Origin of the sequence: Variovorax sp. 54 (assembly GCF_002754375.1) — a bacterium.
Classification (GTDB): domain Bacteria; phylum Pseudomonadota; class Gammaproteobacteria; order Burkholderiales; family Burkholderiaceae_C; genus Variovorax.
Genome location: NZ_PEFF01000001.1, coordinates 868630 through 894957 on the forward strand (window position 1 = coordinate 868630; position 26328 = coordinate 894957).

Sequence of the window (26328 nt, forward strand, 5' to 3'; positions counted from 1 at the left end):
AGGATCGGGCGTGCGGCCTCAGCGCCTCAGACGAACTTGATGCTGGCGGCCTGGGCCCCCACGCGCTCCTGCGCTTCCACCAGCCGGGCCTTGAGGTTCGCCCAATCGACACCGAGCATCTTGCCGTGCCGCTTGCGCGCCTTGCCGGCGATCCACACGCTGTCGACGTCGGGCGTGCCCGCAAAGGTGACAACACGGTCCGCGAGGCTGCCGGCCATGCCGAAGCCGATGCGGTCGGTGCTCAGCAGCACGAGGTCGGCGCGCTTGCCGACGGTGATGGTGCCCGTCACGCCGCCCAGCCGCACCGCCTGCGCGCCCATCGAGGTGGCGAAGTCCAGGATGTCTTCCGACGTGTACCGGCCGACGTACCCGCGGCATTCGGGGTCGAGGTACAGGCTCCAGAACGTGGCGCGGATGTGCTCGAAGTAATCGCCCGTGAGCGCCAGCGAGATGTCGATGCCCATGCCCGTGGGCACACCGGCCGCGCGTGCGCGCCCGTGCACCGACGGACCCTTGCTCGGCGACATCACGTACGGAAACTCGCCCATCGCGGTCGCGCAGATCATGCCGCCGGTGTCGCGCAGCATCTTCAGTTCTTCCGACGTGAGCCGGTTGGCGTGCGTGGCCTGGTAGTCGGGGCCGAGCAGGCCGGCTTCGTGCAGGTCGGGCATGCCCGAATCGCGATGGCCCATCACGCCCGGTGCGTGCGGCCGCTCAGGCTTGTGGATGTGGGCCGCGAGCATCTTCACGCCCATGCCGCGCGCACGCGTCCACTCCTTGCGGATGTCGTCGATGCGGCTGCCGTTGTTGCCGCTCGGTGCCAGGCCGAGTTGCAGCAGCGCCGTGCTGTCGGAGAACAACTCTTTCTGCAGCCGTTCGGCGGTCTTCCAATGCGACTCGTTGGTCATCGCGATGCGCTCGCCGTCGGCCTTGGCGAGCGACACGGTGTCGCCCGGCTTGTACGAAGACGACACGCCGAGCTGGAAGGCGAACCAGCCGGCGATGCCCGAGTCGCGCAGGCCTTGCGCGGCGGCCATGGCGCGGTCTTCGCTGGGCTGGCCGTGCGCGTAGTCGAGCACCGTGGTCACGCCGGAGTCGATGGCCTGCAGGCCGCCGATCAGTTCCGCGAGGTAGTTGTCCTCGGGCGTCATCGACACGATCGTGCGCATCTTCCACTGCTGGTAGTACGGCGCGTACTCGGCCGGGCGCGTTTTCACCAGGCGGCCCATGTCGATGATTTCCCAGACGTGGCGGTGGCCGTCGATCAGGCCCGGCATGAGGACCATGCCTTTCGCATCGATGACTTCGGCGTCGGGCGGCGCCTGCAGGTTCGGGCCAACGGCGGCAATGCGGTCGCCGTCGATCAGCAGGTCACTGCCGTGCAGGTCTCCGAGCTTGGGGTCTCGCGTCAGGATGCTGGCGTTCTTGATCAGTGTGTGCGTCATGTCTCACTCGGGGTTTCAAAGGGTCCGAGGATGTTGACGATTTCGTTTCGATCAATAAACGGCGTCCAAAGAAAGAAATGATTTCTTGAAAGGAAAAAATCTAGACCACTGCCGCCGCGTCTTCCGCTTCGAGCTGCCACTGGCTGTCGGCCGCAAAACTGCGCGCCACGAAGTTCACGAACTCGCGCACCTTCGGAGAGGGCCGGCGCGGCTGCGGGAACACGGCGAACAGCGTGCGCGGTTCGGGCACCACGCCGGGCAGCACGGTGTGCAGGTTGCCGTCGACCAGATGGCCCGTCACCAGGAACGCGGGCAGCAGGCCGATGCCCGCGCCGGCGAGCAATGCCTCGCGCAGCACGAGGCTGTTGTTGCAGCGGCAGTTGCCGCCGACGCGCACCGTGCGTTCGCTGCCGGCTTCGGTGAAGCGCCACTCGTCGGGCGTCTGGCCGCGCGTGTAGACCAGGCAGTTGTGGCGCACGAGGTCCGCCAGTGCTTCGGGCGCACCGCGTGTCGCCAGGTAGGCCGGTGCGGCGACCAGCATGCGCGGCATCTTCGCGATGGCGCGGGTGGCACCGGTCGCGTCCTTCACGTGGTCGGCAATGAACAGCGCCACATCGACGCCCTCTTCCGCCGGATCGACGAAGCGATCGTTGAGCGTCATGTCGATCGTCACCTCGGGAAAGCCGGCCAGGAAATCCGCCACCGTGCGGCCCAGGTGCGCCGTGCCGAGCGACACCGGCGCGCGCACTTTCAGCAGGCCGCGCGGCGTGGTCTGCAGCTGGCCAGCAGACTTCTCGGCCTCCTCCACGTCGTCGAGGATGCGCACGCACTTGTCGTAGTAGCTGCGCCCGGCATCGGTGAGGTTGATGCGCCGCGTGGTGCGCGCCAGCAGCGGCGTGCCGATGTGGTTTTCGAGCGCCGCCACGTACTTGCTCACCGACGCGTTGGACATGCGCATCTGCTCAGCGGCGACCGTGAAACTGCCGCGCTCGACCACCTTGCGGAACACACACATGGCCGTGAGGCGGTCCATATTCTTTCCTCTCTGGAAAACAGTTTTTTCTCCGGGCGATATTTATTGTCAAAAATGAAAATGTCAACATCCTCGGACTCTTACAACCACGGAACGAGACATGACCCCACCCAAGATCGCCCCGCCTTCGGGCTCGGCGCCACCGGCCGGATTGACCCGCAAGGCTTTCCTCGGACTGTCGGCCAGCGCAGCCGCCGCGGCGGCCTTTGCCCCGCAGGCCATGGCGCAAACACCGAAGCCCGCTGCGTCGCCACGCGGCCCCGCGCGGCGCACACTGATCCGCGGCGCCGACCTGCTCACGATGGACCCGCTGAACAAGGAGCTGCAGGCGACCGACGTGCTGATCGAGAACGGCAAGATCGCAGCCATCGGCAAGCGCCTGCCCGCCGGCGATGCCGAAGTGATCGAGGCGCGCGGCATGATCCTGATGCCCGGCATGATCGACGGCCACCGCCACATGTGGCACGGCCTGGATGCGGGCCGCATCGTCAAGGCCGAACCGAATGCCTACGCCAAGGGCTACATCGGCTGGCAGCGGCGCACCATGGCCTGCATGACGCCCGAGGACAACTACCTCGCGGAACTGATCGGGGGCCTGCAGGCCATCGACGCGGGCGTGACGACCGTGCTCGATTACGCGCATGGCCAGCCCACTGAAGAGAAAGCGCTGGCCGCGGCGCGCGGCGTCAAGGACTCGGGCGTGGCCGGCTGGTTCACCTTCCAGCTCGGGCGCGCAACCGCCTTCGGGCCGGGCTCGACGATCTCGACGGCGCGCGTGCATGCCGACCTCAACACGACCACCGAAACCAACTGGAAGACCGTCGAGCGCCTGCAGAAGGAGTTGTTCTCCGACAGCAACGGCCTGCTGCAACTGGGCCTGGCGCCGTCGAATGCCACCGGCCGCGCCGTGGCCGAGGTGCGCAAGGAATGGGAGCGTGCCCGCGCCACCGGCGTGAAGATGATTGCCGCGCACGTGCACAAGACGGCGCAGCCGCAGCCCGCCGGCACCATCGGCCACCGCGGCTCCGGCATCGTCGACCTGCACGAGGCGGGGCTGCTCGGGCCCGACTACCACGCCTCGCACGGCAACCGCCTCACCGACGATGAGCTCAAGATGCTGCGCGACACCGGCGGCATGCTCTGTGCCACGGTGGTCGGCGAGTTCCCCTACATGATGACGCCGCACCTCATGGCCTCCGCGCACGGCCGCGCGCGCCATGCCGGCGTGGCCACCGGCATCGGCATCGACGTGAACTCGGTGCTGCAGCAGGACTACTTCGAGCACGTGCGCTGCGCGTTCCTCAGCCTCTTTCTCGAGCCCGAGGGCCGCGAGATCGTGCGCAACTACAAGTCGGAAGACTCGCTCGACTTCGCCACCGCGCTCGGCGCCAGGGCCGTGCGGCTGGGCGACGTCACGGGCAGCCTCACGGTCGGCAAGCGCGCCGACCTGGTGCTGCTGCGCACCGACCGCATCGGCTTCGCCATGCTGGGCAGCCTGGCCGACCGGGTGATGAACTTCGCCTCGCAGGCCGACGTCGACAGCGTGTGGGTCGCTGGCAAAGCGCGCAAGCGGCACGGAAAGATGCTCGGCGTCGACTGGGCGAAGCTCAAGGCCCAGCAGGTGGCCGCGCAGCAGCGCATCGGGCCGCAGCAGGCCAGCATCACCTTCACGACCTAGCGCACAACGCAGGCCCCCTCGGCCTGCTGGCCTGCAGGCGCTGCGTGACGTCTTCGTCGCGCGCGCCCTCTTCACCTCCGCTCACTGAACACCTCCGTGCAGCCCGCTCCCGGGCTGTCGTGGCGCCGCTCGTCCTGCGCCTTCCCACTTTCTGGAATTCATGCAATGAACAAGTCCCTGATTGCCCTGGCCACCGTCTCCCTGGCCAGTGCTGCTTCGGCCCAATCCTCGGTCACCGTCTTCGGTGTGATCGATGCGATGGTCAGCAGTTATTCGAACCGCTCGGAAGACCCACACGGCCTCACGCCCGCGGTGACCGTGCGCCGCACCGCCCTCGGGCACTCCGGCTACAGCACCAGCCGCCTGGGCTTTCGCGGCACCGAAGACCTGGGCGGCGGCCTGGCCACCAGCTTCTGGCTCGAAGCCCCGATCACCAATGACGACGGCGCCATGGGCATCGCGAACTTCTCGCGCCGCTCGACCGTGAGCCTCTCGGGCGGCTTCGGCGAGATCCGCCTCGGCCGCGACTTCACGCCGACCTTCTGGAACGACACGCTGTTCGACCCGATCAACACCAACGGCGCCGGCGGCAACCTGATCCTCGCTGCCAACACCGCCTTCGCGGGCAACGCGAACTACGTGCGGGCGAGCAATTCCATCGGCTACTTCCTGCCGCCGAACCTTGGTGGATTTCACGGGCAGCTGCAGTACGCGCTGCACGAGCGCGACAGCTACGACCCCGGCACCGCGACGCCGCCGGGCGCGCATCCGATCACGGGCGCACGCAATCCTGGCGCGGTCGCTCCCTCGCGCGCAGGCCGCTACATCGGCGGGCGTCTTGGCTACGCGAACGGACCGCTGCAACTGGCCGCGGCCTACGGCGACAGCACCGTCGCCGACAACTACTACGCTGGCAGCACCGACTCGGTGAAGACGATGAACCTCGGCGCCTCGTACCACTTCGGCAGCGTGAAGCTCTTCGGCGAATGGTCGCGCTCGCGGCATGCGCGCGACCTTGCGCAGCCCGCGCTCGGCGGCGGCCTGCGCAAGGTGGACCTCGAGGGCTACGTCGTCGGCGTCACCGTGCCCGTCGGCGCCGGGCTGATCCGCGCCGCGTACTCGCACGTCACCTACGACCAGGACAACACCGGCGCACCCTTCGCCGTGACGAAGAACCCGAAGGCCGGCAAGCTGGCGCTGGGCTACGTGCACAACCTGTCGAAGCGCACCGCGCTGTATGCGACCGTGGGCCACGTGCGCAACAAGAACGGCGCGGCGCTCACCACGGGCGGGCCGGCTTTCGTGCAGACCGCGGGGCTCACGCCGAAGACCTCCACCGGCTACGACTTCGGCATTCGCCACGCCTTCTAGCGGGGGATCGGGGCGCCTCGGAACCGGCACCGCGAGGTGCCCTAAAACATCAGCGCCAACGCGGTTGATCCAGACGCGCACAATGCTCGCCGGGCGGCCATGCCAGGGGTCGCCAGCCACCCGGCACAAGCGGGTACGCCGCCCTCCTGCCTGGCATCGACGGAACGACACCATGAGCGCACTGCACATGTTTCTACCGGTCTCCGAGCCCGCGCGCAGCGAGGCGTTGGCACTGTTCATCAAGACACACCACGTACCCCGCCATCTCGTGAGAGGCATCTCGCGCAAGATGCCGGACGACTGCGGACCGCCCGCGCCGATTCGCACCACCACGCAGGAGCTGCCGCCCGCGCCTGCGCAGGCATCCGCCGCATCGGCGGCATCGACGGCATTGGCCTAAGGCTCGCAGACAGCAAAGAAGACAGCCCGCGTCTCGCCCGCCGTGCACAGGGCGCGCGTGTGCGCGCCCTTCTTCCAGAGAAACTTGCAGGCGCCCACGCCGGTGCCCGCGCACGCCACCATCTCGGGCCTGTTGACGCAGCGCGCGTCGTAGGCGCTGCACCTGTCGGCGTCGGGGGCGTGGTACGGCTTCCACCCCGCCTGGATCATCCGCGCGCGCACCGCGCCGTAGTCTTCGCCCTTCGTCATGCGAGGCAGGTCGCCGGTCGCCGATGCGGACGGCACCAGGAGACACATGGCCATACAGAAGGCCAGGAAGCGGGTCACGCGCTTCGGAATATTCGACATGTCGGCGGCTCCTGTCCAAAAAACAAACCGTGCGGGCCATGGCCCGGCCTTCGTGATTTTCGATGACGGCGGTGACGGCGATGGCAAGACCGAATTTCTCCGTCCGCGCCGAAACGGCGCACCTCATAACCCAACAATCGGTCACACTGGCGACATCACGAAAAGGATGTTCGCGTTGTTGCGACATACTTCACGTATGCGAATTAATCACATCGAAGCCAGCTCTCCATCGATGCGCTCGTTTCGTGGCCGCCCATGACCGAATTGCGGGTCAGCTGGGAGCACACCTTTCCCGACGACGGATCGAAACTCGTCGTGCATTCGAACTGGATTTCCAACACCCCCGCCACGCTGGCCTACCTCGAGGCCCTGATCGCGCGGGTCTCGGAGATGGAGTCCGCACCCCACTGCGTTTTCGAAAAACGCAAGGCGGTTCCCTCGCGGTCGTTGCCGCCCGACGTCGGGACCTTCACCTCGGCGGAGTTCTGGAAAGTGGCCGGGCTTTTGCACCTGCAAGCCACCCCCTCGCTCGCTGCTGCGCGGCTGGTGCTGGTCGAGGGCATGCGGCCCGCGAAGGCGGCCCGGCAGCTCAACACGAGCCCGCAGGCGCTGACCAACACCCTGCGAAAAATCCGCACGGAGCGGGCGACCTCCTCCCGGCTGGGAAGGCTGCCCACCGATCCGCCGCCGCCCTCCGACGATGCCGCGCCAGTGACACCGTGATCGTGCGGCCGTAGCCACCCGGCGCCACGTACTGGCGGACGGTATGCGGCCGTAGACGGTGTCGTTGCGCGGCGCGACCCTCGTGTGGAGACGCGTCGCGCAAGGTGCTATGCGCCGTCGGTGGACGCGTCGCATCGACGGGCGCGTTGCGGCGCAATCAACTTGCATCGGCACGGTCAATCCCGTACGCTGGCCCGACGTCCACGCGCTGCACCCGAGCCCCTGCGGGCCGCCGGGCCGGCCTTGCGAAGGCGCAAAGGAGACCAGCCATGCCAAGCCGATCGAACGGCCTCGCGGCCGAAATGGAAGCCGTGCGAACGCTGGCGCTCGTGGGCGCCGCCGCCGCCGGCAAAACGTCCCTCGCCGAGGCCTTGCTGTTCAAGGCGGGCGCCATCGGGGCGTGCGGCAGCGTCGAGCGCGGCAGCACCGTCAGCGACCACGACCCGCTCGAGCGGCGCATGCTGCATTCGCTCAACGCCTCGGTGATGCACCTCACGCATGCCGCCACGCGCATCCACCTCATCGACACGCCCGGCGGCCCCGACTTTCTCGGCCAGAGCCTGCCGGCGCTGGAGGCGGTCGAAACCGTGGCGGTGGTCATCAATGCCGCCACCGGCATCGAGCCGATGGCGGTGCGCATGATGGAGTACGCGACCTCGCGACACCTCGCCCGCATCATCATCGTCAACAAGATCGACTCGCAGGGCATCTCGCTGGCGGGCCTGCTGGCCGACATCCAGGCGACCTTCGGCCGCGAATGCCTGCCGCTGAACGTGCCCGACGGGGTCAACCGGCAGGTGATCGACTGCTTCTTCAACCGCTTCGGGCGCTCCGACTTCGGCCCCGTCGAGGCGTCGCACCGCGCGCTGGTCGAGCAGGTGGTCGAGGTCGATGCGGCCTTTGTCGACCGCTACCTCGAGGAAGGCGACGTGGACCCGTCCGAGCTGCACGCGCCGCTCGAGCAGGCGCTGCGCGAAGGCCACCTGATCCCGGTGTGCTTCACCTCGTCGCGCAGCGGCGCCGGCGTGGCCGAGCTGCTGGACGTGATCGTCAAGCTCCTGCCCGATCCGACCGAGGCCAACCCGCCGGCGTTCATCGTCGGCGAAGGCGCGCAGGCCCAGCCCATGAAGGCCCTGCCCGATCCGTCGCTGCACGTGCTCGCACATGTTTTCAAGATCACCATCGACCCCTTCGTCGGCAAGATGGGGGTCTTCCGCGTGCACCAGGGCACGGTCACGCGCGACAGCCAGCTCTACATCGGCGACGGCCGCAAACCCTTCAAGGTGGGGCACCTGTTCAAGCTCCAGGGCAAGGACCATGTCGAGGTGTCGCACGCGGTGCCCGGCGACATCGTGGCGGTGGCCAAGGTCGACGAGATCCATTTCGATGCCGTGCTGCACGATGCGGCCGAAGACAGCCACGTGCATCTTGCGCCGCTGCCGTTCCCGGTGCCGGTGTACGGCCTGGCCGTGGAGCCCAAGCGCCACGGCGACGAGCAGCGCGCCTGGGAAATCCTCGGCAAGCTCGCGGCCGAAGACCCGTGCCTGCGCATCGAGCATGTGGCCGCGACCAACGAGACGGTGCTCTACGGCCTGGGCGAGCTGCATCTGCGTCTCGTGCTCGAACGCCTGCGCGAGGTGTACCGCTTCGAGGTCCAGACGCGGCCGCCGCGCATCGCCTACCGCGAGACCGTGACCGCGCCGGCCGAGGGCCACCACCGCCACAAGAAGCAGACCGGCGGCGCCGGCCAGTTCGCCGAAGTCTTCCTGCGCATCGAGCCGCTGGCGCGCGGCGCGGGATTCCAGTTCGCGGACGAAGTCAGGGGCGGCGCCATTCCGAACCAGTTCATCCCCGCGGTCGAGAAAGGCGTGCGCGAGGTGCTGGTGTACGGCGCGATCGCCGGCTACCCCGTGGTCGACGTGCGCGTGGTGGTGTACGACGGCAAGCACCACAGCGTGGACAGCAAGGACATCGCCTTCGCGACCGCCGGCCGCAAGGCCTTCATGGCGGCGATCCGCGAGGCGCAGCCGACCGTGCTCGAGCCCATCGTGCAGATCGAGATCGCCGTGCCCGAGCACTCGGTGGGCGACGTCACGAGCGACCTGTCGTCGCGGCGCGGCCTGGTCACCGGCACCTCGGGCCAGGGCGGCGGCACGGTGGCCATCGGCGGGCAGGTGCCCGAGGTCGAGCTGGCCAATTACCAGTCGCGGCTCAACGCAATGACCAGCGGCCAGGGCCGCTACACCATCGCGTTGTCGCACTACGACGCGGTGCCGCCGGCTGTGCAGAAGACGTTGATGAGCGAGTACCGCGGGCGCGAGGACGACTAGGCGCCTCAGTCGATCTTGATGCCCGCCGCCTTCACCACATCGGCGTACTTCTTCAGGTCCGCCTGGATCTGCTGGCCGAACTCCGCCGACGTGTTGCCCACCGACGTGATGCCCAGCTTGGCCAGGCGCTCCTTGACCGCCGGCTCGTTCACCACGGCATGCAGCTCGCGCTGGATGCGATCGACGATGGGCTGGGGGGTTTTGGCGGGCGCGAGCAGACCGATCCACGAACTCGCCTCGAAGCCCGGCACGGTTTCTCCGACGGTCGGCACGTTGGGCAGTGACGGCAGCCGCTGCGCGCTCGAGATCGCGATGGCGCGCACCTGCCCTCGCTCGATGAACGGCAACGCGCCGGCCACGGCGGTGTAGAGCATGGGCAGCTGACCGCCGACCACGTCGGTCATGGCCTGGCCGCCACCCTTGTAGGGCACATGGATGAAGTTGGCGCCAGTCTTCACCTTGAGCATTTCGGCGGCGATGTGGGGCGTGCCACCCGTGCCGGAGCTGCCGTACGACAAGCCACCCGGGTTGCTCTTCGAATACGCGATCAGCTCGGGCAAGGTCTTCGCGGGCACCGAGGGGTGCGTGACGATGACGAGCACCGCATCGCCGATCTTGCTGACGGGCACGAAGTCTTTCACGGTGTCGAACGGCACTTTCGCGAACACGTGCGGGTTGATGACGAGCGTGCCGTCGAAGCCCAGCACCAGCGTGTAGCCGTCGGGCGCCGCGGCCGCGACCATCTGCGTGCCGATGTTGCCGGAGGCGCCGGGCCGGTTGTCGACCACCACCTGCTGGCCCAGCCGCGCACCGAGGCGCTCGGCCACGACGCGCGCGCCGGTGTCGGTCACGCCGCCGGGCGTGAACGGCACGACGAGGCGGATCGGCTTGTTCGGGTAGTCCTGCTGTGCGTGCGCCGGCGTGGCGGTGATGCCAATGCCGATCGCGAGCGCACTCGCGGCAGCCATTGCCAGCGCCAGCACGCTGCGGCGGGGAATCTTGTCGGTGTTCGTCATGGGTCTTGTCTCCGTTCTTTTGTTGATTGAATCTTCAGCGCGCCCAGCGCTTCTCGAAATCCCACACGTCCTGAAAGCCGATGAGACCGCAGAACTCGTTGAAATCGAACAGCGGCACCTCGGGCGCCTGGCTCATGCCGCTGTGCTTGAGGTGGCTCAGCGCGCGTTCCATCGCGGCGGCGGCCGACAGGCTGGTGAGCGAGGGGTAGATGGCCAGCGCAAAGCCGATCTCTTCCAGCACCTTCGCGGGCAGGATCGGCGTCTTGCCGCCATCGGCCATGTTGGCCAGCATCGGCGTGTCGAACGCGGCGCAGGCCTTGCGCATCTCTTCCTCGGACTGCGGCGCCTCGAAGAACAGGATGTCGGCGCCGGCTTCGGCATACGCTTCCAGGCGGCGCATCGCCTCGTCGACGCCGAGCGAAGCACGCGCATCGGTGCGGGCGATGATGAGGAAGTTGTCCTTGTCCTCGCGCGCCTGCGCGGCCACCTTGATCTTGTCGACCATGTTCTGCGTCGGCACGCAGCGCTTGTTGGGCGTATGGCCGCACTTCTTCGGAAACTCCTGGTCTTCGAGCTGGATGGCCGTGACGCCGGCCGCCTCGTAGCCGCGCACCGTGTGGTGCACGTTGAGCAGCCCGCCGTAGCCGGTGTCGGCATCGGCGATGACGGCGCCCTGGCTCGTGCGCACCAGCGTCGCCATGCGGTCGAGCATCTGCGTGTAGGTGGCAATGCCTGCGTCGGGCAGGCCGAGGCTCGAGGCCGTGAGCCAGTAGCCCGTGCCGTAGACGATGTCGAAGCCGACCTTGTTCGCCACGGTGGCCGCAATCATGTCGTGCAGGCCGGGCACGACGATGAACTCGCCGCGGTCGAGCTTCTGTCGGAGGATGGGGTTCGCCATGCCGCTTACTCCGCCGTGATGCCGCCGCGCTGCGCGACGAGCGACCACTTCTTCGTCTCGCTCGCCAGGAAGGTGCGGAACTCGGCCGGGGGCGTGAGCGTGATGTCGGCGCCCTGGTCGTGCATCTGCTTTTGCACCGCGGGGTCGGCCGTGACCTTCTTCAGGTCCTGGTTGATCTGCGCCACGATGGGCGCCGGCAGACCGGCCGGGCCGAACAGGCCGTACCAGCTCAGCGACTCGACACCGTTCAAACCCGCTTCCTTGAAGGTCATCGCATCGGGGAACAGCGGCATGCGGCGATCGGCCGCGACGCCCACCACGCGCAACGCGCCCGAACGCACATGCGGCAGCGCGGTGAGCACGCTGGTCACGCCCATCGGCAGGTGGCCGCCGATGATGTCGACCATGATCGGCGCGCCGCCCTTGTAGGGCACGCCGGTCAGCTTGAGGTGGCCGACCTGGCGGATCAGCTCGCCGGTGAGGCGCGTCTGCCCTTCCGAGTAGCCGCAGCCCAGCTCTTCCTTGCGTGCGGCGGCCAGCAGGTCGGCCAGCGTCTTGTAGGGGCCGTTGGCCTGCACCACCAGCACCGACGGCGAGTTCGCGATGTTGGTGATGGGCGTGAAGGCCTTGTCGGTGTCGTAGGGCAGCGACTTCATCAGCACCGGGTTGACCGCGTGCGAGCCCACCACGAGCAGCAGCGTGTGGCCATCGGGCGCCGCGCGCGCCACGGTGCTGGAGCCGATCACGCCGTTGGCACCGGTGCGGTTGTCGACCACCACCGACTGGCCCCACAGCTCCGACAGGCGCTGCGCCATCAGGCGGCCGACGATGTCGGTGCCGCCGCCGGCCGAATACGGCACCACGAGCGTGACCGCCTTGCTCGGGTACTTGGCGCCTTGCGCGAAAGCGCTGCCGCCCGTGCCGATGGCGGCGAGCGACGCGAGGCCGGCGAGCATCTGGCGGCGGTTGGGATGAGGAAGGTGGAAGGTGGGGTTCATGCAAGTCTCCGGGTGTTGTCTTGGGTGTCCTTGTCGCGCTGGCGGCGCAGCCAGGTGATGGCGCGGCCGCCGAGCGGCTTGCGCAGTGCGTCCTGTGCAAAGTCGACCGCCGCGAGCAGGCCGGCGAGCGAGATGCCGGTGGAAAAGCCGCTGCGCTCGGCCATGAGCACGAGGTCTTCCGTCGCCACGTTGCCGGCGGCGCCGGGCGCGAACGGGCAGCCGCCGATGCCGCCGACGCTCGCGTCGAAGCGGCGCACGCCGGCTTCGAGCGCCGCCCAGGCATTGGCCACGCCCATGCCGCGCGTGTCGTGCAGGTGCACCGCGAGGCGCTCGATCGGCACCACGCCGCGCAGCGCCGCCATGCGCTGTTTCACCTGGCCCGGAGAGGCCGAGCCGATGGTGTCGGCGATGACGATCTCGTCGGCCGCCGCCGCATGCATGCGGGCCGACAGGCGCAGCACTTCGTCCAGCGGCGTCTCGCCCTCGAAGGGACAGTCGAAGGCCACGGCCACGTAGGCGCGCGTGCGCAGGCCCAGCGCGCGCGCGGCGGCAATCGTCTGCTCGCTCACCTCGGTGGCCTGGTCCAGACCCATGTTGATGTTCTTGCGGTTCATGGTCTCGGTGGCCGAGAGCACGACGGCGATCTCCTTCGCGCCGGCCGCGTGCGCGCGCTCCAGGCCCTTGAGGTTGGGCACCAGCACCGAGGTGCGCAGCGCCGCAAAGCGCGCCTGCACTTGCGGCACGAGCTCGGCGGCGTCGGCCATCTGCGGCACGGCCTTCGGCGAGACAAAGCTGGTCGCCTCGATGCTGCGCAAGCCGGCCTCGACCAGCAGTTCGATGAGGTGCAGCTTGCCTTCGGTGTCGACGTGCACCGCCTGGTTCTGCAAGCCGTCGCGCGGTGCAACGTCGGTGATGTGAATCGCTTCCTTCGCGCTCATGCAATCGCCCCTTCGGCGCGCAGCGCCTCGAGCTTGTCGGAGGCGTAGCCGACGAGGTCGACCAGCACCTGGCGCGTGTTTTCACCGAGCGCCGGCGGGCAGGTGAACGCCTTGCCCTTGTCGGCCGCCGACAGCTTGATGGGGTTGCCCGGCATGCGCACGCGCTCGCCGGTCTTCAGCGGCACCTCGACCACCATGTCACGCGCCAGCACCTGCGCATCGTTGAGCGCCTGCTCGAAGTTGTTGACCGGGCCGCAGGGAATGCGCGCCTCGCGCAGGCGTTCGAGCCAATGGGCGGTAGGTTGCTTGCGCATGGCTTCGCCGACCACCGCATCGATCTCGGCCTTGGCCGCGAAGCGCACCGGCTGCTGGCGGTATTCGGGCTTGCGCAGCGCCGGCAGGTCGATGAACTCGACAAAACGGTCGAAGAACGGGTCGCCGATGCAGGCAATGATCACGTGGCCGTCGGCCGTCGGGTAACTGTTGTACGGCACATGCACGAAGTGGCCGTTGCCGATGCCTTCGGGCACGTGGCCCGACAGCAGGTGCATCGTCGCCATGTAGTTGAGCAGCGAGATCTGCGCGTCGAGCATCGACACGTCGACATGCTGGCCCTTGCCGGTCTGGTCGCGTTCCACCAGCGCGGCCAGCACGCCCATCGCACCGAACATGCCGCCGCCGAGGTCGCCGATGGGGATGCCGCTGCGCGTCGGGCCCGTCTCGGGCGTGCCGGTGATCGACATGCCGCCACCCATCGCCTGCACCACCTGGTCGAAGGCCGGGCGCTGCGTGTGCGGGCCGGTCTGGCCAAAGCCGGTGACCGAGCAGGTGACGATGCGCGGGTTCACGGCGGCAAGCGACGCGTGGTCGATGCCCAGCCGTTCGGTCACGCCGACGCTGAAGTTGTCGAACACCACGTCGGCCTTGCGCACGAGGTCGAGAAACACCGCCTTGCCGGCCGGCGTCTTCAGGTCGACGCACACGCTCTCCTTGTTGCGGTTGAGCGTGAGGTAGTACGCCCCCATGCCATCGCGCGAATAGTGCGGGTCGTTCTCCAGCAGGCGGCGGGTGCCTTCGCCGCTGCCGGGCGGCTCGACCTTGATGGTGCGCGCGCCGAGGTCGGCCAGCAGCATGGTGCCGTAGGGGCCGGACAGCATGTGCGTCAGGTCCAGCACGGTGATGTGTTCGAGTGCCACGTTCAATGTCTCCGAAAGGTTGGCGAATGCCCAGCTATTGCAGGGGCCGTGCCAGCGCTCGAGACGCACGTAAGTGCTTGATTTGAAAAGGACTTGCCTTCCCACAGCTTTCGCCTCAAGTTGCAATGCGACATGAATGAAACACTCATATGTTTCAATGCGACATGCCCAGCGACCGCCCCTCCTCCCACTTCTTCCCGGCTTCCGTGCGCAGCGGCGAACTGCCGCGCCTGTGCTTCCTGAGCTACCGGCAGATCCGCGGGTTCGCGATGCCGGTGGTGGCGGAGTACACCGGCCGCGCCGAGATCGAGGTGGTCGACGGCACCTTCGGCGACGCGCTCGCCATCGCGCGCGACCGCCTCGAGCGCGGTCTGGTCGATGCCTTCGTGAGCGCGGGTTCGAACGCGAGCATCCTGCGCACCGGCCTGCAGGCGCCCGTCGCCACCATCCAGCTGAGCGGCTTCGACCTGCTGCAGGCGCTCATCAAGGCGCGGCGCATGTCCAGCCGCGTCGGCGTCGTCATGTACGGCCAGACCATTCCCGAACTCGACGAGGTGAAGGACCTGCTCAACATCGAGGTGGTGCAGCACGCCTACCAGACACCCGACGACGCGCGCCAGCGCTTCGAGCAGCTGCGGCGCGAGGGCTTCGAGGTGATCGTCGGCTCCAGCCTGGTCGTCGAGCTCGCGGAGCAGGCCGGCCTGCACGGGCTGCTCGCCTACTCGCTGGGCAGCGTGCGCAAGGGCTTCGAAGACGCGCTCGAACTCGCACGCGTCGCGCGGCTCGAAGCCGGCCGCTACGAGCAGCTCAACGGCGTGCTGCACAACCTGCAGGAGGCCGTGCTGGCGGTGAACCGCGACAACCGCGTGATCGCGGTCAACCCGCCGATGCAGCAGCTGCTCGGCCCGCCGCACGCGCGGCTCATCGGCCAGTCGCTGGAGGCGATCGAACCCGAGCTGTCGCTGCAGCCCACGCTCGACAGCGGGCAGGTCGAGCGCGCCGTGGTGCAGCGCTTTGCGCAGCGCGACTGGGTGGTCAACCGCACGCCGATCCGCGAGCACGGCGAGATCGTCGGCGCCGCCCTCACCCTGTACGACGCGCGCACCATCCAGGAAGCCGACACCAGCCTGCGCATCCAGCAGGGCCGGCGCCAGAGCGCGGCGCGCCACCGCTTCGCCAACCTCATCGGCCAGAGCCCGGCCTTCGTGCGTGCCGTGCAGACCGCGCGGCGCTTTGCACGCACCGACCTCACGGTGCTGATCGCCGGCGAGAGCGGCGTCGGCAAGGAGCTGTTCGCCCAATCCATCCACAACGAAAGCGTGCGCGCGGGGCGGCCCTTCGTCGCCGTCAACTGCGCCGCCTTTCCGGAAGCGCTGCTGGAAAGCGAGCTGTTCGGCTACGAGGAAGGCGCCTTCACCGGCTCACGCCGCGGCGGCAAACGCGGCCTGTTCGAGGCGGCGCACACGGGCACCCTCTTCCTCGACGAGATCGGCGACATGCCGCTGCAGCTGCAGACGCGCCTGCTGCGCGTGCTGCAGGAGCGCGAGATCACGCGGCTCGGCGCCACGGCCGCCATTCCGGTCGATGTGCGCGTGATTGCTGCCACGCATCAGCCGCTGAACGACATGATTGCCGAGCGCCGCTTCCGGCAAGACCTGTTCTACCGCCTCAACACGCTGCGCCTGCCGCTGCCGCCGTTGCGCGAGCGTCGCGAAGACATCGCGCCGCTGGCCGAAGCGCAGGTCGACCGCTGCCTGCAGCGCCTGGGCACACGCCTGGACCCGGTGCGCGCGCTGGCGCCGCTGCTGCCGCGCCTGCGCGCCTACGACTGGCCCGGCAACATCCGCGAGCTGGAAAACCTTGGTGAGCGCATCGCCGTGTTCCTCATGCAGTTCGACCGTCTCGAGGACGTTCGCTACGACGAACTGCGGCATGACCTGCCGGAGCTTTTTGCCGATGCCGAACCCGAGGCGGCGGACACCACCGGATTGAGCGCAGCGCGCGTGGTCGCGGCACTGCAGGCGCAAGGAGGCAACCGGCAGGCCACAGCCCGGCAACTCGGCGTGAGCCGCTCCACGCTGTGGCGCTGGATGCGCGAACACGGCGCCGAGGCGCCGGGCTAGTGTGGTGTCCCGCAAATAACTGCGCATGAAATCGCGCCTTTCACGCCAGGGCGGCGTTGCAAATCCTCGCGATACCTTCGGGTATCGCTGCGGTTTGCGCCTTGCCCTGACGCGAAACGCATCGATTTCATTTGCGCAGCTATTTGCGGGACACCACACTAAAAGAGCCCGCGCTGCGACGTCGTCAACGCCATGAAGCTGTCGCCCATCGGCTGAAGAATCGCATCGGCGATCGGCTGCAGCTGCCGCGTCAGGTAGTGCTCGTAGTCGATGCGCGAATGGCGGGTTTCCAGCGGCTCCGGTCCGTTCTGCGTCATGACGTACTGAATCCAGCCACCCTTCTGGTACTGCTTCGGCCGGCCGATCCGGCCGTTGTGGTCGTCGGCGATGCGCGCGGCCCGCACCTGCGGCGGCACGTTCACCAGGTAGGCATCGAGCTGATGGCGCAGGCGCTTGCGATAGATGAGCAGGTCGTCCTTCGCACCCGCCAGCGTCGCCCTTGCGTAGTCGGTCACGAACGCCTTGTAGGGCTCGCCCTGGAAGATGCGTGACAGCAGGCCTTCCTGGAACTGGCGCGCCAGCAGGGTCCAGTCGCTGCGCGCCATCTCGAGGCCGCGGTACACCATCTCCTCCTTGCCCACGGCGTCCACGCTGAGACCGGCGTAGCGTTTCTTGCTACCGACCTCCGAGCCGCGGATGGTGGGCATGAAGAACTTCTTGTAGTGGGTGTCGACCTCGATCTCGAGAAAGCTCTCCAGGCCCTGCTCTTCGCGCAGCGTGCGCGCCCACCAGTCGTTGATGTCGGCCGCCAGGCGAGCCGCAACGGCGTGCGCCTCGTCGTTGGTGTGGGTGCGCTTGAGCCAGATGAAGATCGAGTCGGTATCGCCATAGATGGCCTCGTAGCCGCGCTCTTCCACGAACTCGCGCGTGAGCTTCATCATCTCGTGCCCGCGAAGGGTGACGGCGGACACCAGCTTCGGGTTGAAGAACCGGCACTCGGACGCGCCCAGCACGCCGGCAAACGAGTTCATGAGCAGCTTCAGCGCCTGCGACAGCGGCTCGTTCTTCGCGCGCTTGGCCTCGTCCCGCGCGCGCCACAGCGTGGTCACGATTTCCGGCAGGCAGTGCCTGTCGCGCGAGAAGACAGTGCCCTGCGGCCCGTGGATGAGCACGCTCGGATCGGCGGCGTTCGAGCCCTCGACGAGCCCGACCGGATCGACCAGAAAGGTCCGGATGATCGAGGGGTAAAGGCTCTTGTAGTCCAGCACCACGACCGAGTCGTAGAAGCCCGGCTTCGAGTCCATCACGTACCCGCCGGGGTAGGCCTTGCTCGCAATCTCGCCCACGCTCGGCGCCACGTAGCCCAGGCGGTGCATGCGCGGCAGGTAGTGGTGGCTGAACGCGGCAATGGAACCGCCGAAGTGGTCGGCCTGCAGGCCGGTGACCTGGGCGCGCTCCATCATGAACTGCAGCAGCTTCGCCTTGTCGAAGATGCGCAGCACCAGCTCGCAATCGCGGATGTTGTAGAGCGCGAGCGCGGGCTTGTCTTCCTGATAGCGCCGCTCGATCTCCGCCATCTTGTCGTACTCGTCGCCGATGGCCTTGCCTTCACCGAGCAGTGTTTGCGAGACGTTCTCGAGGCTGAAGGACGGGAAGCTCCACACCGCGGCCTTGAGTGCATCGATGCCGTCGAGGATGACCCGGCCCGGCGTCGGCGCGAACAGGTAGCCCTGCTTGCCCGGATGGGTCCGCCATTCGATGAGGCGGCGCTCGCGCCCCAGGAGCAGCGGCACACCGCAGTCGTTGGCGGTCTTCTGCAGCACGCGCAGGTCGAACTGGATGACGTTCCATCCGATGACGACGTCGGGATCGTTGCGCTCGAACCAGTCGTTGAGCTGCTCGATGATGGCTTTGCGCGTCGGGCAATAGACGAGCGAGAAGTCCAGAGACTCGCCCGGTTCGGACGGCGGCTCGCCCAGCATGAAGACGACGCGCTCCGGCGTGCCGTCCAGCGCAATGGAATAGAGCCCTTCATGCTGGCTCGTCTCGATGTCCAGCGACACGACCTTCAGCACCGGTCGGAACTCGGGCGCGGGCTTGAGCTTGCAATCGACGAGGGCGGCGCCCTCTGCCCGCCCTCCTTCCACCCGCACGCCGGCGGTGATGAAGCGCTCCATCAGGTAGCGGTCGTGCGGGCGCACGTCGGCTTCGAGCAAGGGAATGCCCTGCGCCAGGAGCGCGCGCGCCAGCCGGCCGAGCTGGCGGAAGTGCGTCGCGTAGACACCGAGGACGGGTTCCTGCTGGAAGCTCTGGAGCGCGAGCTCGCGCAACTGCACACCCGGCATGGCCGCGAGGTGGACTTCCACTGCCGCGCGGTGCCGAGCGGCGACAAACGCCACGCTGCTGTGGGAGGTCAGGACCACTTTCCGTGGCCCCGCATCGGTGGCCAGCCAGTACTCGATCTCGGTGCCGGCGGATGCATCACGCCAGTGGCGCGTGAGGATGAAGCCGTTGAGGTCGGTGGAGGTCACGGGGGCGGGAGGAGTCGGTAGAGCGGGAAGGCGGGCGGGGTGCACAGGATTTTCGCCCGGCCGCGCAGCGGGTTGCGGACCCGCGCGCCCACCGGCCGAACGCGGCATTTGCAGCGTGCACGGCGCAATGGTCAGGCCCAGGTGAGGTCGCGCGCATTACAAACGCCCACGATGCAATCCTGGCTGAACCCCTCCCCCACCCGCCACCTGCCGGCGGCCGCACGCCCCTTCCCGATGCACAGCGCCGTGCTCCTTGCGCTCGGCTTGCTGGTGGTGCTCTGGACCGTGCCCATGGCCACGTTCTACGAAACGCCGCCTTGGGACAACGTCGAGGAGCTCTTCTGGGGCGGCAGCCTGGAATGGGGCTACTACAAGCATCCGCCGCTGCCGAGCTGGCTGATGGGCCTGCTGGTCTCCCTGGCAGGCCGCCAGGCCTGGCTGACGTATGCCGCCGGCGTCGGCTGCGGCGTGGGCGCGCTCTACATCCTGTGGCGCTGGTCGCAGGAGGTGATGAGCCTCGAACGGGCGGCGCTGGCCGTGCTGCTCGGCTCTCTGGTGACCTACCACGTCCAGCGCGCGACCATCTTCAACCACAACACGGTGCAGCTGCTGCCGATGGCGGGCTACTGGTGGATGCTCTGGCGCGTGCTGCGTGCGCCGGCGCCGGAGCGCCGCGACTGGCTGTGGCTCGGCGTGTTCGCGGCATTGTCATTGCTCACCAAGTACAGCGCCGTGGTGCAGTTCGCAGTGGGCGCAGCCTTCATCGTCCGCGAGGGATCCTGGCGCGATGCGCGCGTGCGACGCGACCTGCTGCGGGCCGGCGCGGTGGCGCTCCTGCTCATGGCGCCGCACCTGGCGTGGCTGCTGCAGCACGGCGACCAGACCATCGGCTACGCACGGCATTCGGTACATCCGTCCATCCTGTCGGCGCACGTGCACTCCCGGCCGCTTCGCGTGCTGCTCGTGCAGCTCGCGCGCCTGTCCCCGATGCTGCTGTTCGTTGCATGGGCGTGGTTCACGCGCGAGCGCGCCCCGCTCGCCGCGCCGCCGGAAAAAAATGCGTTCGACCGTCGTTTTCTGGCCTGGGCGACCCTCGGGCCGGTGTGCCTGGTGCTGGCCGCGTCGGCGCTGCTGCAGACGCGCCTGGTCGCTTCGTGGCTCAGCACCTTTTTTCTTCCGCTTGCCATGTGGGCGGTGGCGGTGCTGCCGGGTCTCGAGGCGGAACGCTGGCGTCGCCACCGCTGGGTGGGCATGCTTGCTGCCGCGACATGCCTGCATGTCGCCGGTGCGTTCGGCCAGGCATGGATCGACGGCGTCTGGAGCGCCAGGCACGGCTACATCACGCGCGCCAACCTGCCCTCACGACAGATCGCCAAGGCAGTCGACGCCCTGTGGCGTGAGCATGTCGACGACCGCCCCCTGCGCCTGATGGTGGGCGACACCTGGTTTGCGGGCGCGGTGGTCCTGCACATGGACCCTGCCGTCCAGCTGCTGATCGACGGCGACCCGCGCACCTCGCCCTGGCTGGCGCCCGACACGCTGGCACGGGAAGGCGGCATGGTGCTCATCCTGGACACGCCGGAGTTCCGCTCCGAGGGGCTGCTGCTGGCGCCGCTGCTGGCAACCGCCGGTTGCACGGGCAACCTGCGCCTGCCTTGGGCGGGCGAAGACGAAGCGCACAGCGTGCGTGTGCGCTGGGGCATCCTGTTGCCGGACGGGAAGCGCGATCTGCGCGGGTGCCTGGCGGACACGCCGGCAGCACCAGCGCCAACGCCAGCGGCGCCGCCATCGCCACCACCCTGACTTCGCGCTGCACGCAGCCGCGCCAGCGGTCCGGCCACGGTGCAGGGCGACGACATCCGCAAGAAGCTCGACCACGCGTTCGACACCCCCGAGATCTCGCGCATCTTCACGCGTGAAGTGCTCGACGGCGGTCGCAACCTCGACCGCTACGGGCCCAACGCGCAGGCCTGGACACAGAAGAAGGTCGATGTCATCAACGGCTGGATCGCGCGCGGGCAGATGCGCCCGCTCGATGCGCGCCTGCTGCCGATGCACATCTGGGCCATGACCCAGAGCTACGTCGACTGCGCGATACAGACGCGCGTGATGCTCGGCCTGCCGCCCGAGGCGCCGATCGAGCGCGAGCCGATCGCGCGGGAACTGGTGGCGTTCGTTCTGGGCAGCTGCGGCATCAAGGCCTGAGTCCCGCAGCGCGCCACCGTTCAGGCCACGTCCGCTTCCCAGGCGCGGCCCGTCGGGTCGGCCAGCGCAAGCCGCATCGCCTCGATGAAACGGCGCAGGCGCGCGGGCTGGAAGCGCGCGTGCGGATAGACCAGGTACACGGGCAGCGGCGCCGCCTGCCATTGCGGCACGAGCTGCACCAGCCGCCCCGCAGCGATGTCGGCCTTCAGCAGCCAGGTCGACCCCAGGCAGGCGCCCAGGCCCATGCGGGCCGCACTTTGCAGCGCATAGAGGCTGTCGGTGCTCATGCGCGGGTGGATCGGCACGCGTGCCGTTTCGCCGCTCGGCCAGTGCGTGAGCAGCACTTCGTTGCGATAGAACGTGCGCAGCGCAAGCCACGGCAACCCGGCCAGTTCCGCCGCGTGCGTGGGCGGCGTGCGTCCTTCGAGCACCGAAGGCGCGGCCACCACCACGCGCGGCACCTCCGAGAGCTTGACCGCCACGGCCATGGCGTCGGTCACCTCGCCCACCTGGATCGCGCAGTCGACGCCTTCGGCGATGAAGTCGGGCCGGCGGTCGTTCAGCAGCCATTCGACGGACACGCGCGGGTAAGCGCGCAGGTAATCGGCCAACGGGCCGACCAGCAGCATCTGGCCCAGTGCATGCGGCGCCACCACGCGCAGCGTGCCCTCGGGCTCGTCGCCCACGCCGCGCAGGTCGGCCTCGAAGGCATGCCAGTCGGCAATCAGCTCCCTGGCGCGCTCGTAGCAACGCTCGCCGTCCTCCGTGAGCTTCATGGCGTGGGTGGAGCGGCGCAGGAGCCGCACGCCTAGCGAGCGCTCCAGTGCCTGCAGGCGACGGCTCACGGTCGGTTGGGTCGCGCCCATCTGCAGCGCGGCGGCCGACAGGCTGCCGGCCTCGACGATGTGGACAAAGGTCTGCATCAGTTCGATGCGATCGACAGCGGGGGAAGTTGACATGGCGCTTCTTTATACGTCTGACGTATAGACATTGTGCGACCCGCGGGACTACCAAGCCAAGCCTCGAGCGAGCACATTTCAGGCATCGCTTCAGATTCAAGGGTTAACACCATGTCTTCCATTCAAAGCACGCATGCACCGGCCACGGCGCAGGGGCACGGCCTGCCGGCCTCGCTGGTCCTGCTGCTGGCCGCCGGCGCGGGGCTGTCGGTGGCGTCGCTCTACTACGTGCAGCCGATGCTCGGGGTGCTGGGCGCCGACATCGGCGCCTCCACCCGGGCGGTCGGCTTCATTCCCACGCTCACGCTGCTGGGCTATGCGCTGGGCATCCTGCTGCTGGCGCCGCTGGGCGACCGCTTCGACCGGCGCCGCATCGTGCTGATCAAGGCGGCAGCGCTGTGCGCCGCACTGCTGGTGGCCGGCGCCGCACCGTCGATCGGCGTGCTGCTCGCAGCCAGCCTCGCCATCGGGCTGGCGGCCACGATGGCGCAGGACATCGTGCCCGCCGCCGCCACACTGGCGCCCGACGCCACGCGCGGCAAGACGGTCGGCACGGTGATGACGGGGCTGCTGCTGGGCATCCTGCTGTCGCGCGTGGTGAGCGGCTTCGTGGCCGAGCACTTCGGCTGGCGCGCGATGTTCATCGCGGCCGCGGCCAGCATCGCGCTCATCGGCGCCGCGGCCTGGCGCGGGCTGCCGCGCTTCCGGCCGACCACGCACCTGGCCTACGGCGCACTGCTCGGCTCGCTGGGCACGCTGTGGTCGCGCCACGGCACGCTGCGCCGTGCGGCGCTGGCCCAGGCGCTGCTGGCCGTGGGCTTCAGCGCGTTCTGGTCGACGCTGGCGGTGATGCTGCACGGCGCGCCCTTCCACCTGGGCAGCGCGGCCGCAGGCGCCTTCGGCCTGGCCGGCGCGGCGGGCGCGCTGGCGGCGCCGCTGGCCGGGCGGCTCGCCGACCGGCGCGGGCCCGAACTGGTGACGCGCCTGGGCGCGGGGCTGACGGTGGTGTCGTTCGCGGCCATGGGGCTGGCGCCGCTGATGGCGCCGCATGCGCAGCTGTGGCTGCTGGCCCTCGCCGCCGTCGGCTTCGACCTGGGGATGCAGGCGACGTTGATCGCGCACCAGACCATCGTCTACGGCATCGAGCCCGGCGCGCGCAGCCGGCTCAATGCGGTGCTGTTCACCGGCATGTTCATCGGCATGGCGGCCGGCTCGGCGCTGGGTGCGCTGGCGCTCGCCGCCTGGGGCTGGGCCGGCGTGACGGTGCTGGCGACCGCCACGGCCGCCGCCGCGCTGGCGGTGCGGCTCTGGCCGCGCCAGGCTGCGTAGCCGCGTCAGCCGCGGGACCGAAGCAGGACAGCAGCTCGCGCCAGGATGAGCGTTTTCAACTCAGGCGAACTCCGGCAACGCCCAGGACCCCGCCCCCTTCATTCGGACGATGCCTGCGCGCGGCAGCCGACGCACCATGCCTTCACCATTTTTCAAGGAGCAGAAGATGGGGAAACTCGAAGGCAAAACCGCACTGGTCAGTGGCGCCGCACAGGGCATGGGTGAGGCAATCGCGCGCCTCTTCGTCAAGGAGGGCGCACAGGTGGTGATCGCCGACATTGCCGCGGAGGCGGCCCGGCAACTTGCGCACGTGCTGGGCGATGCCGCGCGCGCGGTGGCGCTGGACGTGCGCGACCCGGCCTCCTGGACTGCCGCCGTGGCCACCGCCGAGCAGGCCTTCGGCCGACTGGACATCCTGGTGAACAACGCCGGCGTGCTGGCCTGGCAGTCCATCGAAGCCATGACGCTGGACAGCTATCGCCGCGTGATCGACGTGAACCAGGTCGGCTGCTGGCTCGGCATGAAGGCCGCACTGCCGGCGCTGCGACGCGCCGGCGGCGGAGCCATCGTCAACATCGCATCGCTGGCCGGCCGCCAGGGCATGCGCGACGGCTCGGCCTACGTCGCCAGCAAACACGCGGTGCTGGGTATGAGCAAGTGCGCGGCGCTGGAGTTCGGGCCCGACAACATCCGCGTCAATGCCGTGCTGCCCGGCGCCATCGCGACGCAGATGGCCGGGCTGCGCGCAGCCACGACGGGCGAGCCCGCCGTGCCGGTCTATGCGAAGCAGCCCATTCCCAGGCGGGGCACCCCGGAGGAAGTCGCGCGCCTGGTGGCGTTCCTGGCCTCCGATGAAGCGGCCTACTGCACAGGCGCCGAAGTCACGCTCGACGGCGGCATGTCGCTGGGCTGAAGGCGATCGCACACCACCCGGCTCAGAGGCTGTAGAACCCCTTGCCTTCACTGGCCAGACGTGCAAGCAGCGGCGACGGCGTCCAGTGTTCAGCGCCCAGCGTCTGCTGGTAGCCCTGCATTGCGCGAAGGATGTGCTTCAGGCCGATCTGGTCCGCATGGAACATCGGGCCGCCCCGGTAGCGGGGAAACCCAAAGCCGTGGACCCAGACCACGTCGATGTCGAGCGCGCGCAAGGCCACGCCTTCCTCCAGAATCCTCGCGCCTTCGTTGATCATGGCGAACAGGCAGCGCTCGAGGATCTCGGCGTCCGGCAACGGGCGGCGCACCAGCCCTCGCCGATACGAGTGCGCCACGATCAGGGCCTCGGTGTCCGGGTCGGCCAGGTCACTCATGGCATACGGGCCCATGGGAAAGCCGAAATCGAACAGCACCTTGTCGATCTGCCACGGCGTTGCGCCCTCCTCCCGCATGAAGAAGCCTTCGCGCGAGCGCCTGGCCAGCATGCGGTTGCCGATGAAGCCATCGCAGATGCCGACCCGCACGGATTGCGTGCCGAGCCCCTTCCTCGCTTCGCGCTCGGCGAAGAACAGGTGCCGCAACGCCGCGGACTGCGGCGAAGCCAGCAACGCCCGCGTCAGCTCGTCCTCGCGCGCCAGGCCTTCGGTCAACGTCAGTTCGCAGGCCCCCCGGATCGCCTGGATGCTGTAAGCGGGCGCGAGAAAGCCTCGGTATGTCGTGGCGACGCGTTTCTCCCAGTCATCGAAGACCTGCAGATCAATCTGCGCAATGGGACGTTCGTCGACGGGGCGCATCGGTCGCTTGCCCGCCACCACCTCTTCGGCGAAGGCCAGGCTGCCCGCCAGCAGATCGCCGTCGATCACGGCATCGATGGCGCCCAAGGCCATCGCCTGGGCCGCACCGATGGGGTCGCCTTCGACGATCAGCCGCAGCGCGGCGTCCACGCCGATGAGCCGGGGCAGGCGCTGCGTTCCACCGCAACCGGGCAGGATACCGAGCTTGACCTCGGGCAGGCCGACCTGGGCCGAGGCCAGTGCCACGCGGAACTGGCAGGCCAGCGCCAACTCGAAGCCGCCGCCCAGGGCCGTGCCGTGCATGGCGGCGATGACGGGCTTGGCGGACTGCGCGACGGCACGGACCACCTCGGCCAGGTGAGGCGCCTGCATCGGTCGGTCGAACTCGCGGATGTCCGCGCCGACGATGAAAGTGCGCCCCTCGCAGCGCAGCACCAGCGCATCCAGCGCGGGGTCTTCGCCCCCACGCCGCACCGCCTCCAGCAGGCCGGCCCGGACCGCCTGCGACAAGGCGTTGACCGGCGGCGCGTGGACGGTGATCACACCGATGCGGCCGTGCGTGGACGAGGTGACAGGCGTGGACATTTCCAGCTCCAAAGAAAAAGCGTTCAACCGTGCCGCGGCCCCGGTTCCACCCGCTCCAGCCGCATCGTGCGGATCAGCCAGCGCCCCTGCACACGCACATAGTCTTCGTGGTAACGGCCGCTGCCCTGCCAGTGGCGCCAGCCATCCGGCGCGGCGGCATCGGGAAACCACAGCCGGTCTTCCATGGTCCAGATGCCGTGGGCGGCGGTGGACGACTGCAGCGTGATGAAGGGCATGCCCGCGACATGCAGCGTGACGGCACCGGTCAACAGCGTCGACACCTTGTCCACGAAGCTGTCGCGGCCGCGCGATCGGCCCTGGCCGCCGGTGTCCGTGGCCGCCTCGGGCGTGAAGAGCTCGCGCAGTTCGTCCCATCGCTGGCCGTCGACGCACAGGCAGTAGCGGGCCTTGAGCTGCCGGATCGCTTCGATCGCCTCCAGGGCTTCGATGCCCTTCACGGACGCCATGACGGCCGGCCGATCGCGCGTGTCCATGC

General features: G+C 68.7%; 22 protein-coding genes and 1 pseudogene. 11 read left to right on the forward strand and 12 right to left on the reverse strand.

The window, feature by feature from the left end:
* Nucleotides 1-26: 26 nt before the first annotated feature.
* Nucleotides 27-1445, reverse strand: a complete 1419-nt coding sequence (locus tag CLU95_RS03825; protein ID WP_099790592.1) for an amidohydrolase family protein — start codon at nucleotides 1443-1445, stop codon at nucleotides 27-29.
* 100 nt (nucleotides 1446-1545) lie between these two features.
* On the reverse strand, nucleotides 1546-2478 hold the full coding sequence (locus CLU95_RS03830; protein ID WP_099790594.1) for a LysR family transcriptional regulator: 933 nt from the start codon (nucleotides 2476-2478) through the stop codon (nucleotides 1546-1548).
* Nucleotides 2479-2578: 100 nt separating this feature from the next.
* Between CLU95_RS03830 and CLU95_RS03835 the strand changes: the two genes are divergently transcribed.
* The 3 genes from CLU95_RS03835 (at nucleotide 2579) to CLU95_RS03845 (ending at nucleotide 5927) form a co-directional block, all read left to right on the forward strand.
* A complete protein-coding gene (locus CLU95_RS03835) occupies nucleotides 2579-4156 on the forward strand; it encodes an amidohydrolase family protein (protein WP_257214530.1) in 1578 nt (525 codons plus the stop codon).
* A gap of 165 nt (nucleotides 4157-4321) precedes the next feature.
* On the forward strand, nucleotides 4322-5527 hold the full coding sequence (locus tag CLU95_RS03840; RefSeq protein WP_099790596.1) for a porin: 1206 nt from the start codon (nucleotides 4322-4324) through the stop codon (nucleotides 5525-5527).
* A gap of 172 nt (nucleotides 5528-5699) precedes the next feature.
* The gene (locus tag CLU95_RS03845) at nucleotides 5700-5927 is read left to right on the forward strand and encodes a hypothetical protein (RefSeq protein ID WP_099790598.1); all 228 of its coding nucleotides are present in this window, start codon (nucleotides 5700-5702) and stop codon (nucleotides 5925-5927) included.
* On the opposite strand, the gene CLU95_RS03850 is transcribed toward CLU95_RS03845, so the two are convergent.
* Complete coding sequence (locus tag CLU95_RS03850) at nucleotides 5924-6175, reverse strand: hypothetical protein (RefSeq protein ID WP_143605942.1); 252 nt, start codon at nucleotides 6173-6175, stop codon at nucleotides 5924-5926. The two genes, CLU95_RS03845 and CLU95_RS03850, sit on opposite strands and share 4 nt — an antisense overlap.
* A 46-nt stretch (nucleotides 6176-6221) precedes the next feature.
* On the opposite strand from CLU95_RS03850, the gene CLU95_RS30525 reads away from it, so the two are divergent.
* From CLU95_RS30525 to fusA, 3 genes are all read left to right on the forward strand, one after another.
* Nucleotides 6222-6533, forward strand: a complete 312-nt coding sequence (locus CLU95_RS30525) for a hypothetical protein (RefSeq protein ID WP_143605943.1) — start codon at nucleotides 6222-6224, stop codon at nucleotides 6531-6533.
* On the forward strand, nucleotides 6530-6997 hold the full coding sequence (locus tag CLU95_RS03855; protein WP_099790602.1) for a hypothetical protein: 468 nt from the start codon (nucleotides 6530-6532) through the stop codon (nucleotides 6995-6997). Before CLU95_RS30525 ends, CLU95_RS03855 begins: the two co-directional genes overlap by 4 nt.
* Before the next feature lie 269 nt (nucleotides 6998-7266).
* Nucleotides 7267-9327 carry an elongation factor G gene (fusA, locus tag CLU95_RS03860; protein ID WP_099790604.1) on the forward strand — a complete coding sequence of 687 codons (2061 nt, stop codon included), beginning with the start codon at nucleotides 7267-7269 and terminating at the stop codon, nucleotides 9325-9327.
* Nucleotides 9328-9332: 5 nt separating this feature from the next.
* Here the strand turns inward: fusA and CLU95_RS03865 are convergent, their stop codons facing one another.
* From CLU95_RS03865 to CLU95_RS03885, 5 genes are read right to left on the reverse strand one after another with little or no spacing between them, the layout of a single operon-like run.
* Nucleotides 9333-10343: a Bug family tripartite tricarboxylate transporter substrate binding protein gene (locus tag CLU95_RS03865; RefSeq protein ID WP_099790606.1), complete on the reverse strand. Its 1011-nt coding sequence runs from the start codon at nucleotides 10341-10343 to the stop codon at nucleotides 9333-9335.
* Between the two features lie 34 nt (nucleotides 10344-10377).
* Nucleotides 10378-11241, reverse strand: a complete 864-nt coding sequence (locus tag CLU95_RS03870) for an isocitrate lyase/PEP mutase family protein (protein ID WP_099790608.1) — start codon at nucleotides 11239-11241, stop codon at nucleotides 10378-10380.
* A gap of 5 nt (nucleotides 11242-11246) precedes the next feature.
* Nucleotides 11247-12239, reverse strand: coding sequence for a tripartite tricarboxylate transporter substrate binding protein (locus CLU95_RS03875; RefSeq protein WP_099790610.1), 993 nt, complete (start codon nucleotides 12237-12239; stop codon nucleotides 11247-11249).
* Entirely contained in the window at nucleotides 12236-13177 is a 942-nt protein-coding gene (locus CLU95_RS03880) for a hydroxymethylglutaryl-CoA lyase (RefSeq protein ID WP_099790612.1), read from the reverse strand. Before CLU95_RS03880 ends, CLU95_RS03875 begins: the two co-directional genes overlap by 4 nt.
* The gene (locus CLU95_RS03885) at nucleotides 13174-14373 is read right to left on the reverse strand and encodes a CaiB/BaiF CoA transferase family protein (protein WP_099797100.1); all 1200 of its coding nucleotides are present in this window, start codon (nucleotides 14371-14373) and stop codon (nucleotides 13174-13176) included. The genes CLU95_RS03880 and CLU95_RS03885 overlap by 4 nt, the downstream gene beginning before the upstream one ends.
* Before the next feature lie 164 nt (nucleotides 14374-14537).
* Between CLU95_RS03885 and prpR the strand changes: the two genes are divergently transcribed.
* Nucleotides 14538-16496 (forward strand): propionate catabolism operon regulatory protein PrpR, encoded by a 1959-nt coding sequence (gene prpR, locus CLU95_RS03890; protein ID WP_099797101.1) that lies wholly within the window; start codon nucleotides 14538-14540, stop codon nucleotides 16494-16496.
* Nucleotides 16497-16654: 158 nt separating this feature from the next.
* On the opposite strand, the gene CLU95_RS03895 is transcribed toward prpR, so the two are convergent.
* A complete protein-coding gene (locus tag CLU95_RS03895; RefSeq protein ID WP_099790614.1) occupies nucleotides 16655-19027 on the reverse strand; it encodes a DNA polymerase II in 2373 nt (790 codons plus the stop codon).
* A gap of 171 nt (nucleotides 19028-19198) precedes the next feature.
* Here CLU95_RS03895 and CLU95_RS03900 point away from each other — a divergent pair, with 171 nt between their 5' ends.
* Both CLU95_RS03900 and CLU95_RS03905 read left to right on the forward strand, forming a co-directional pair.
* A complete protein-coding gene (locus CLU95_RS03900; RefSeq protein WP_099790616.1) occupies nucleotides 19199-20830 on the forward strand; it encodes a glycosyltransferase family 39 protein in 1632 nt (543 codons plus the stop codon).
* Nucleotides 20831-20866: 36 nt separating this feature from the next.
* Nucleotides 20867-21232 (forward strand): annotated as a pseudogene (locus tag CLU95_RS03905) (TetR family transcriptional regulator C-terminal domain-containing protein); the annotation flags it as partial.
* Between the two features lie 20 nt (nucleotides 21233-21252).
* Here CLU95_RS03905 and CLU95_RS03910 read toward each other — a convergent pair.
* Nucleotides 21253-22191 (reverse strand): LysR family transcriptional regulator, encoded by a 939-nt coding sequence (locus tag CLU95_RS03910; protein ID WP_099790618.1) that lies wholly within the window; start codon nucleotides 22189-22191, stop codon nucleotides 21253-21255.
* Nucleotides 22192-22302: 111 nt separating this feature from the next.
* Between CLU95_RS03910 and CLU95_RS03915 the strand changes: the two genes are divergently transcribed.
* Nucleotides 22303-23520, forward strand: coding sequence for an MFS transporter (locus CLU95_RS03915; RefSeq protein ID WP_099790620.1), 1218 nt, complete (start codon nucleotides 22303-22305; stop codon nucleotides 23518-23520).
* A 136-nt stretch (nucleotides 23521-23656) separates the two neighbouring features.
* Nucleotides 23657-24433 (forward strand): SDR family NAD(P)-dependent oxidoreductase, encoded by a 777-nt coding sequence (locus tag CLU95_RS03920; RefSeq protein ID WP_257214531.1) that lies wholly within the window; start codon nucleotides 23657-23659, stop codon nucleotides 24431-24433.
* A gap of 22 nt (nucleotides 24434-24455) precedes the next feature.
* Here the strand turns inward: CLU95_RS03920 and CLU95_RS03925 are convergent, their stop codons facing one another.
* Both CLU95_RS03925 and CLU95_RS03930 read right to left on the reverse strand, forming a co-directional pair.
* The gene (locus tag CLU95_RS03925) at nucleotides 24456-25832 is read right to left on the reverse strand and encodes an enoyl-CoA hydratase-related protein (RefSeq protein WP_099797102.1); all 1377 of its coding nucleotides are present in this window, start codon (nucleotides 25830-25832) and stop codon (nucleotides 24456-24458) included.
* A gap of 23 nt (nucleotides 25833-25855) precedes the next feature.
* The gene (locus CLU95_RS03930; protein ID WP_099790624.1) at nucleotides 25856-26326 is read right to left on the reverse strand and encodes a nuclear transport factor 2 family protein; all 471 of its coding nucleotides are present in this window, start codon (nucleotides 26324-26326) and stop codon (nucleotides 25856-25858) included.
* Nucleotides 26327-26328 lie beyond the last annotated feature (2 nt).

Coding starts and splice junctions, on each gene's coding strand:
- CLU95_RS03825 (WP_099790592.1), bottom strand. CDS start 1,445: ATGACGCACACACTGATCAAGAACGCCAGCATCCTGACGCGAGACCCC.
- CLU95_RS03830 (WP_099790594.1), bottom strand. CDS start 2,478: ATGGACCGCCTCACGGCCATGTGTGTGTTCCGCAAGGTGGTCGAGCGC.
- CLU95_RS03835 (WP_257214530.1), top strand. CDS start 2,579: ATGACCCCACCCAAGATCGCCCCGCCTTCGGGCTCGGCGCCACCGGCC.
- CLU95_RS03840 (WP_099790596.1), top strand. CDS start 4,322: ATGAACAAGTCCCTGATTGCCCTGGCCACCGTCTCCCTGGCCAGTGCT.
- CLU95_RS03845 (WP_099790598.1), top strand. CDS start 5,700: ATGAGCGCACTGCACATGTTTCTACCGGTCTCCGAGCCCGCGCGCAGC.
- CLU95_RS03850 (WP_143605942.1), bottom strand. CDS start 6,175: ATGACGAAGGGCGAAGACTACGGCGCGGTGCGCGCGCGGATGATCCAG.
- CLU95_RS30525 (WP_143605943.1), top strand. CDS start 6,222: ATGGCCATACAGAAGGCCAGGAAGCGGGTCACGCGCTTCGGAATATTC.
- CLU95_RS03855 (WP_099790602.1), top strand. CDS start 6,530: ATGACCGAATTGCGGGTCAGCTGGGAGCACACCTTTCCCGACGACGGA.
- fusA (WP_099790604.1), top strand. CDS start 7,267: ATGCCAAGCCGATCGAACGGCCTCGCGGCCGAAATGGAAGCCGTGCGA.
- CLU95_RS03865 (WP_099790606.1), bottom strand. CDS start 10,343: ATGACGAACACCGACAAGATTCCCCGCCGCAGCGTGCTGGCGCTGGCA.
- CLU95_RS03870 (WP_099790608.1), bottom strand. CDS start 11,241: ATGGCGAACCCCATCCTCCGACAGAAGCTCGACCGCGGCGAGTTCATC.
- CLU95_RS03875 (WP_099790610.1), bottom strand. CDS start 12,239: ATGAACCCCACCTTCCACCTTCCTCATCCCAACCGCCGCCAGATGCTC.
- CLU95_RS03880 (WP_099790612.1), bottom strand. CDS start 13,177: ATGAGCGCGAAGGAAGCGATTCACATCACCGACGTTGCACCGCGCGAC.
- prpR (WP_099797101.1), top strand. CDS start 14,538: ATGCCCAGCGACCGCCCCTCCTCCCACTTCTTCCCGGCTTCCGTGCGC.
- CLU95_RS03900 (WP_099790616.1), top strand. CDS start 19,199: ATGCAATCCTGGCTGAACCCCTCCCCCACCCGCCACCTGCCGGCGGCC.
- CLU95_RS03910 (WP_099790618.1), bottom strand. CDS start 22,191: ATGTCAACTTCCCCCGCTGTCGATCGCATCGAACTGATGCAGACCTTT.
- CLU95_RS03915 (WP_099790620.1), top strand. CDS start 22,303: ATGTCTTCCATTCAAAGCACGCATGCACCGGCCACGGCGCAGGGGCAC.
- CLU95_RS03920 (WP_257214531.1), top strand. CDS start 23,657: ATGCCTTCACCATTTTTCAAGGAGCAGAAGATGGGGAAACTCGAAGGC.
- CLU95_RS03925 (WP_099797102.1), bottom strand. CDS start 25,832: ATGTCCACGCCTGTCACCTCGTCCACGCACGGCCGCATCGGTGTGATC.
- CLU95_RS03930 (WP_099790624.1), bottom strand. CDS start 26,326: ATGGACACGCGCGATCGGCCGGCCGTCATGGCGTCCGTGAAGGGCATC.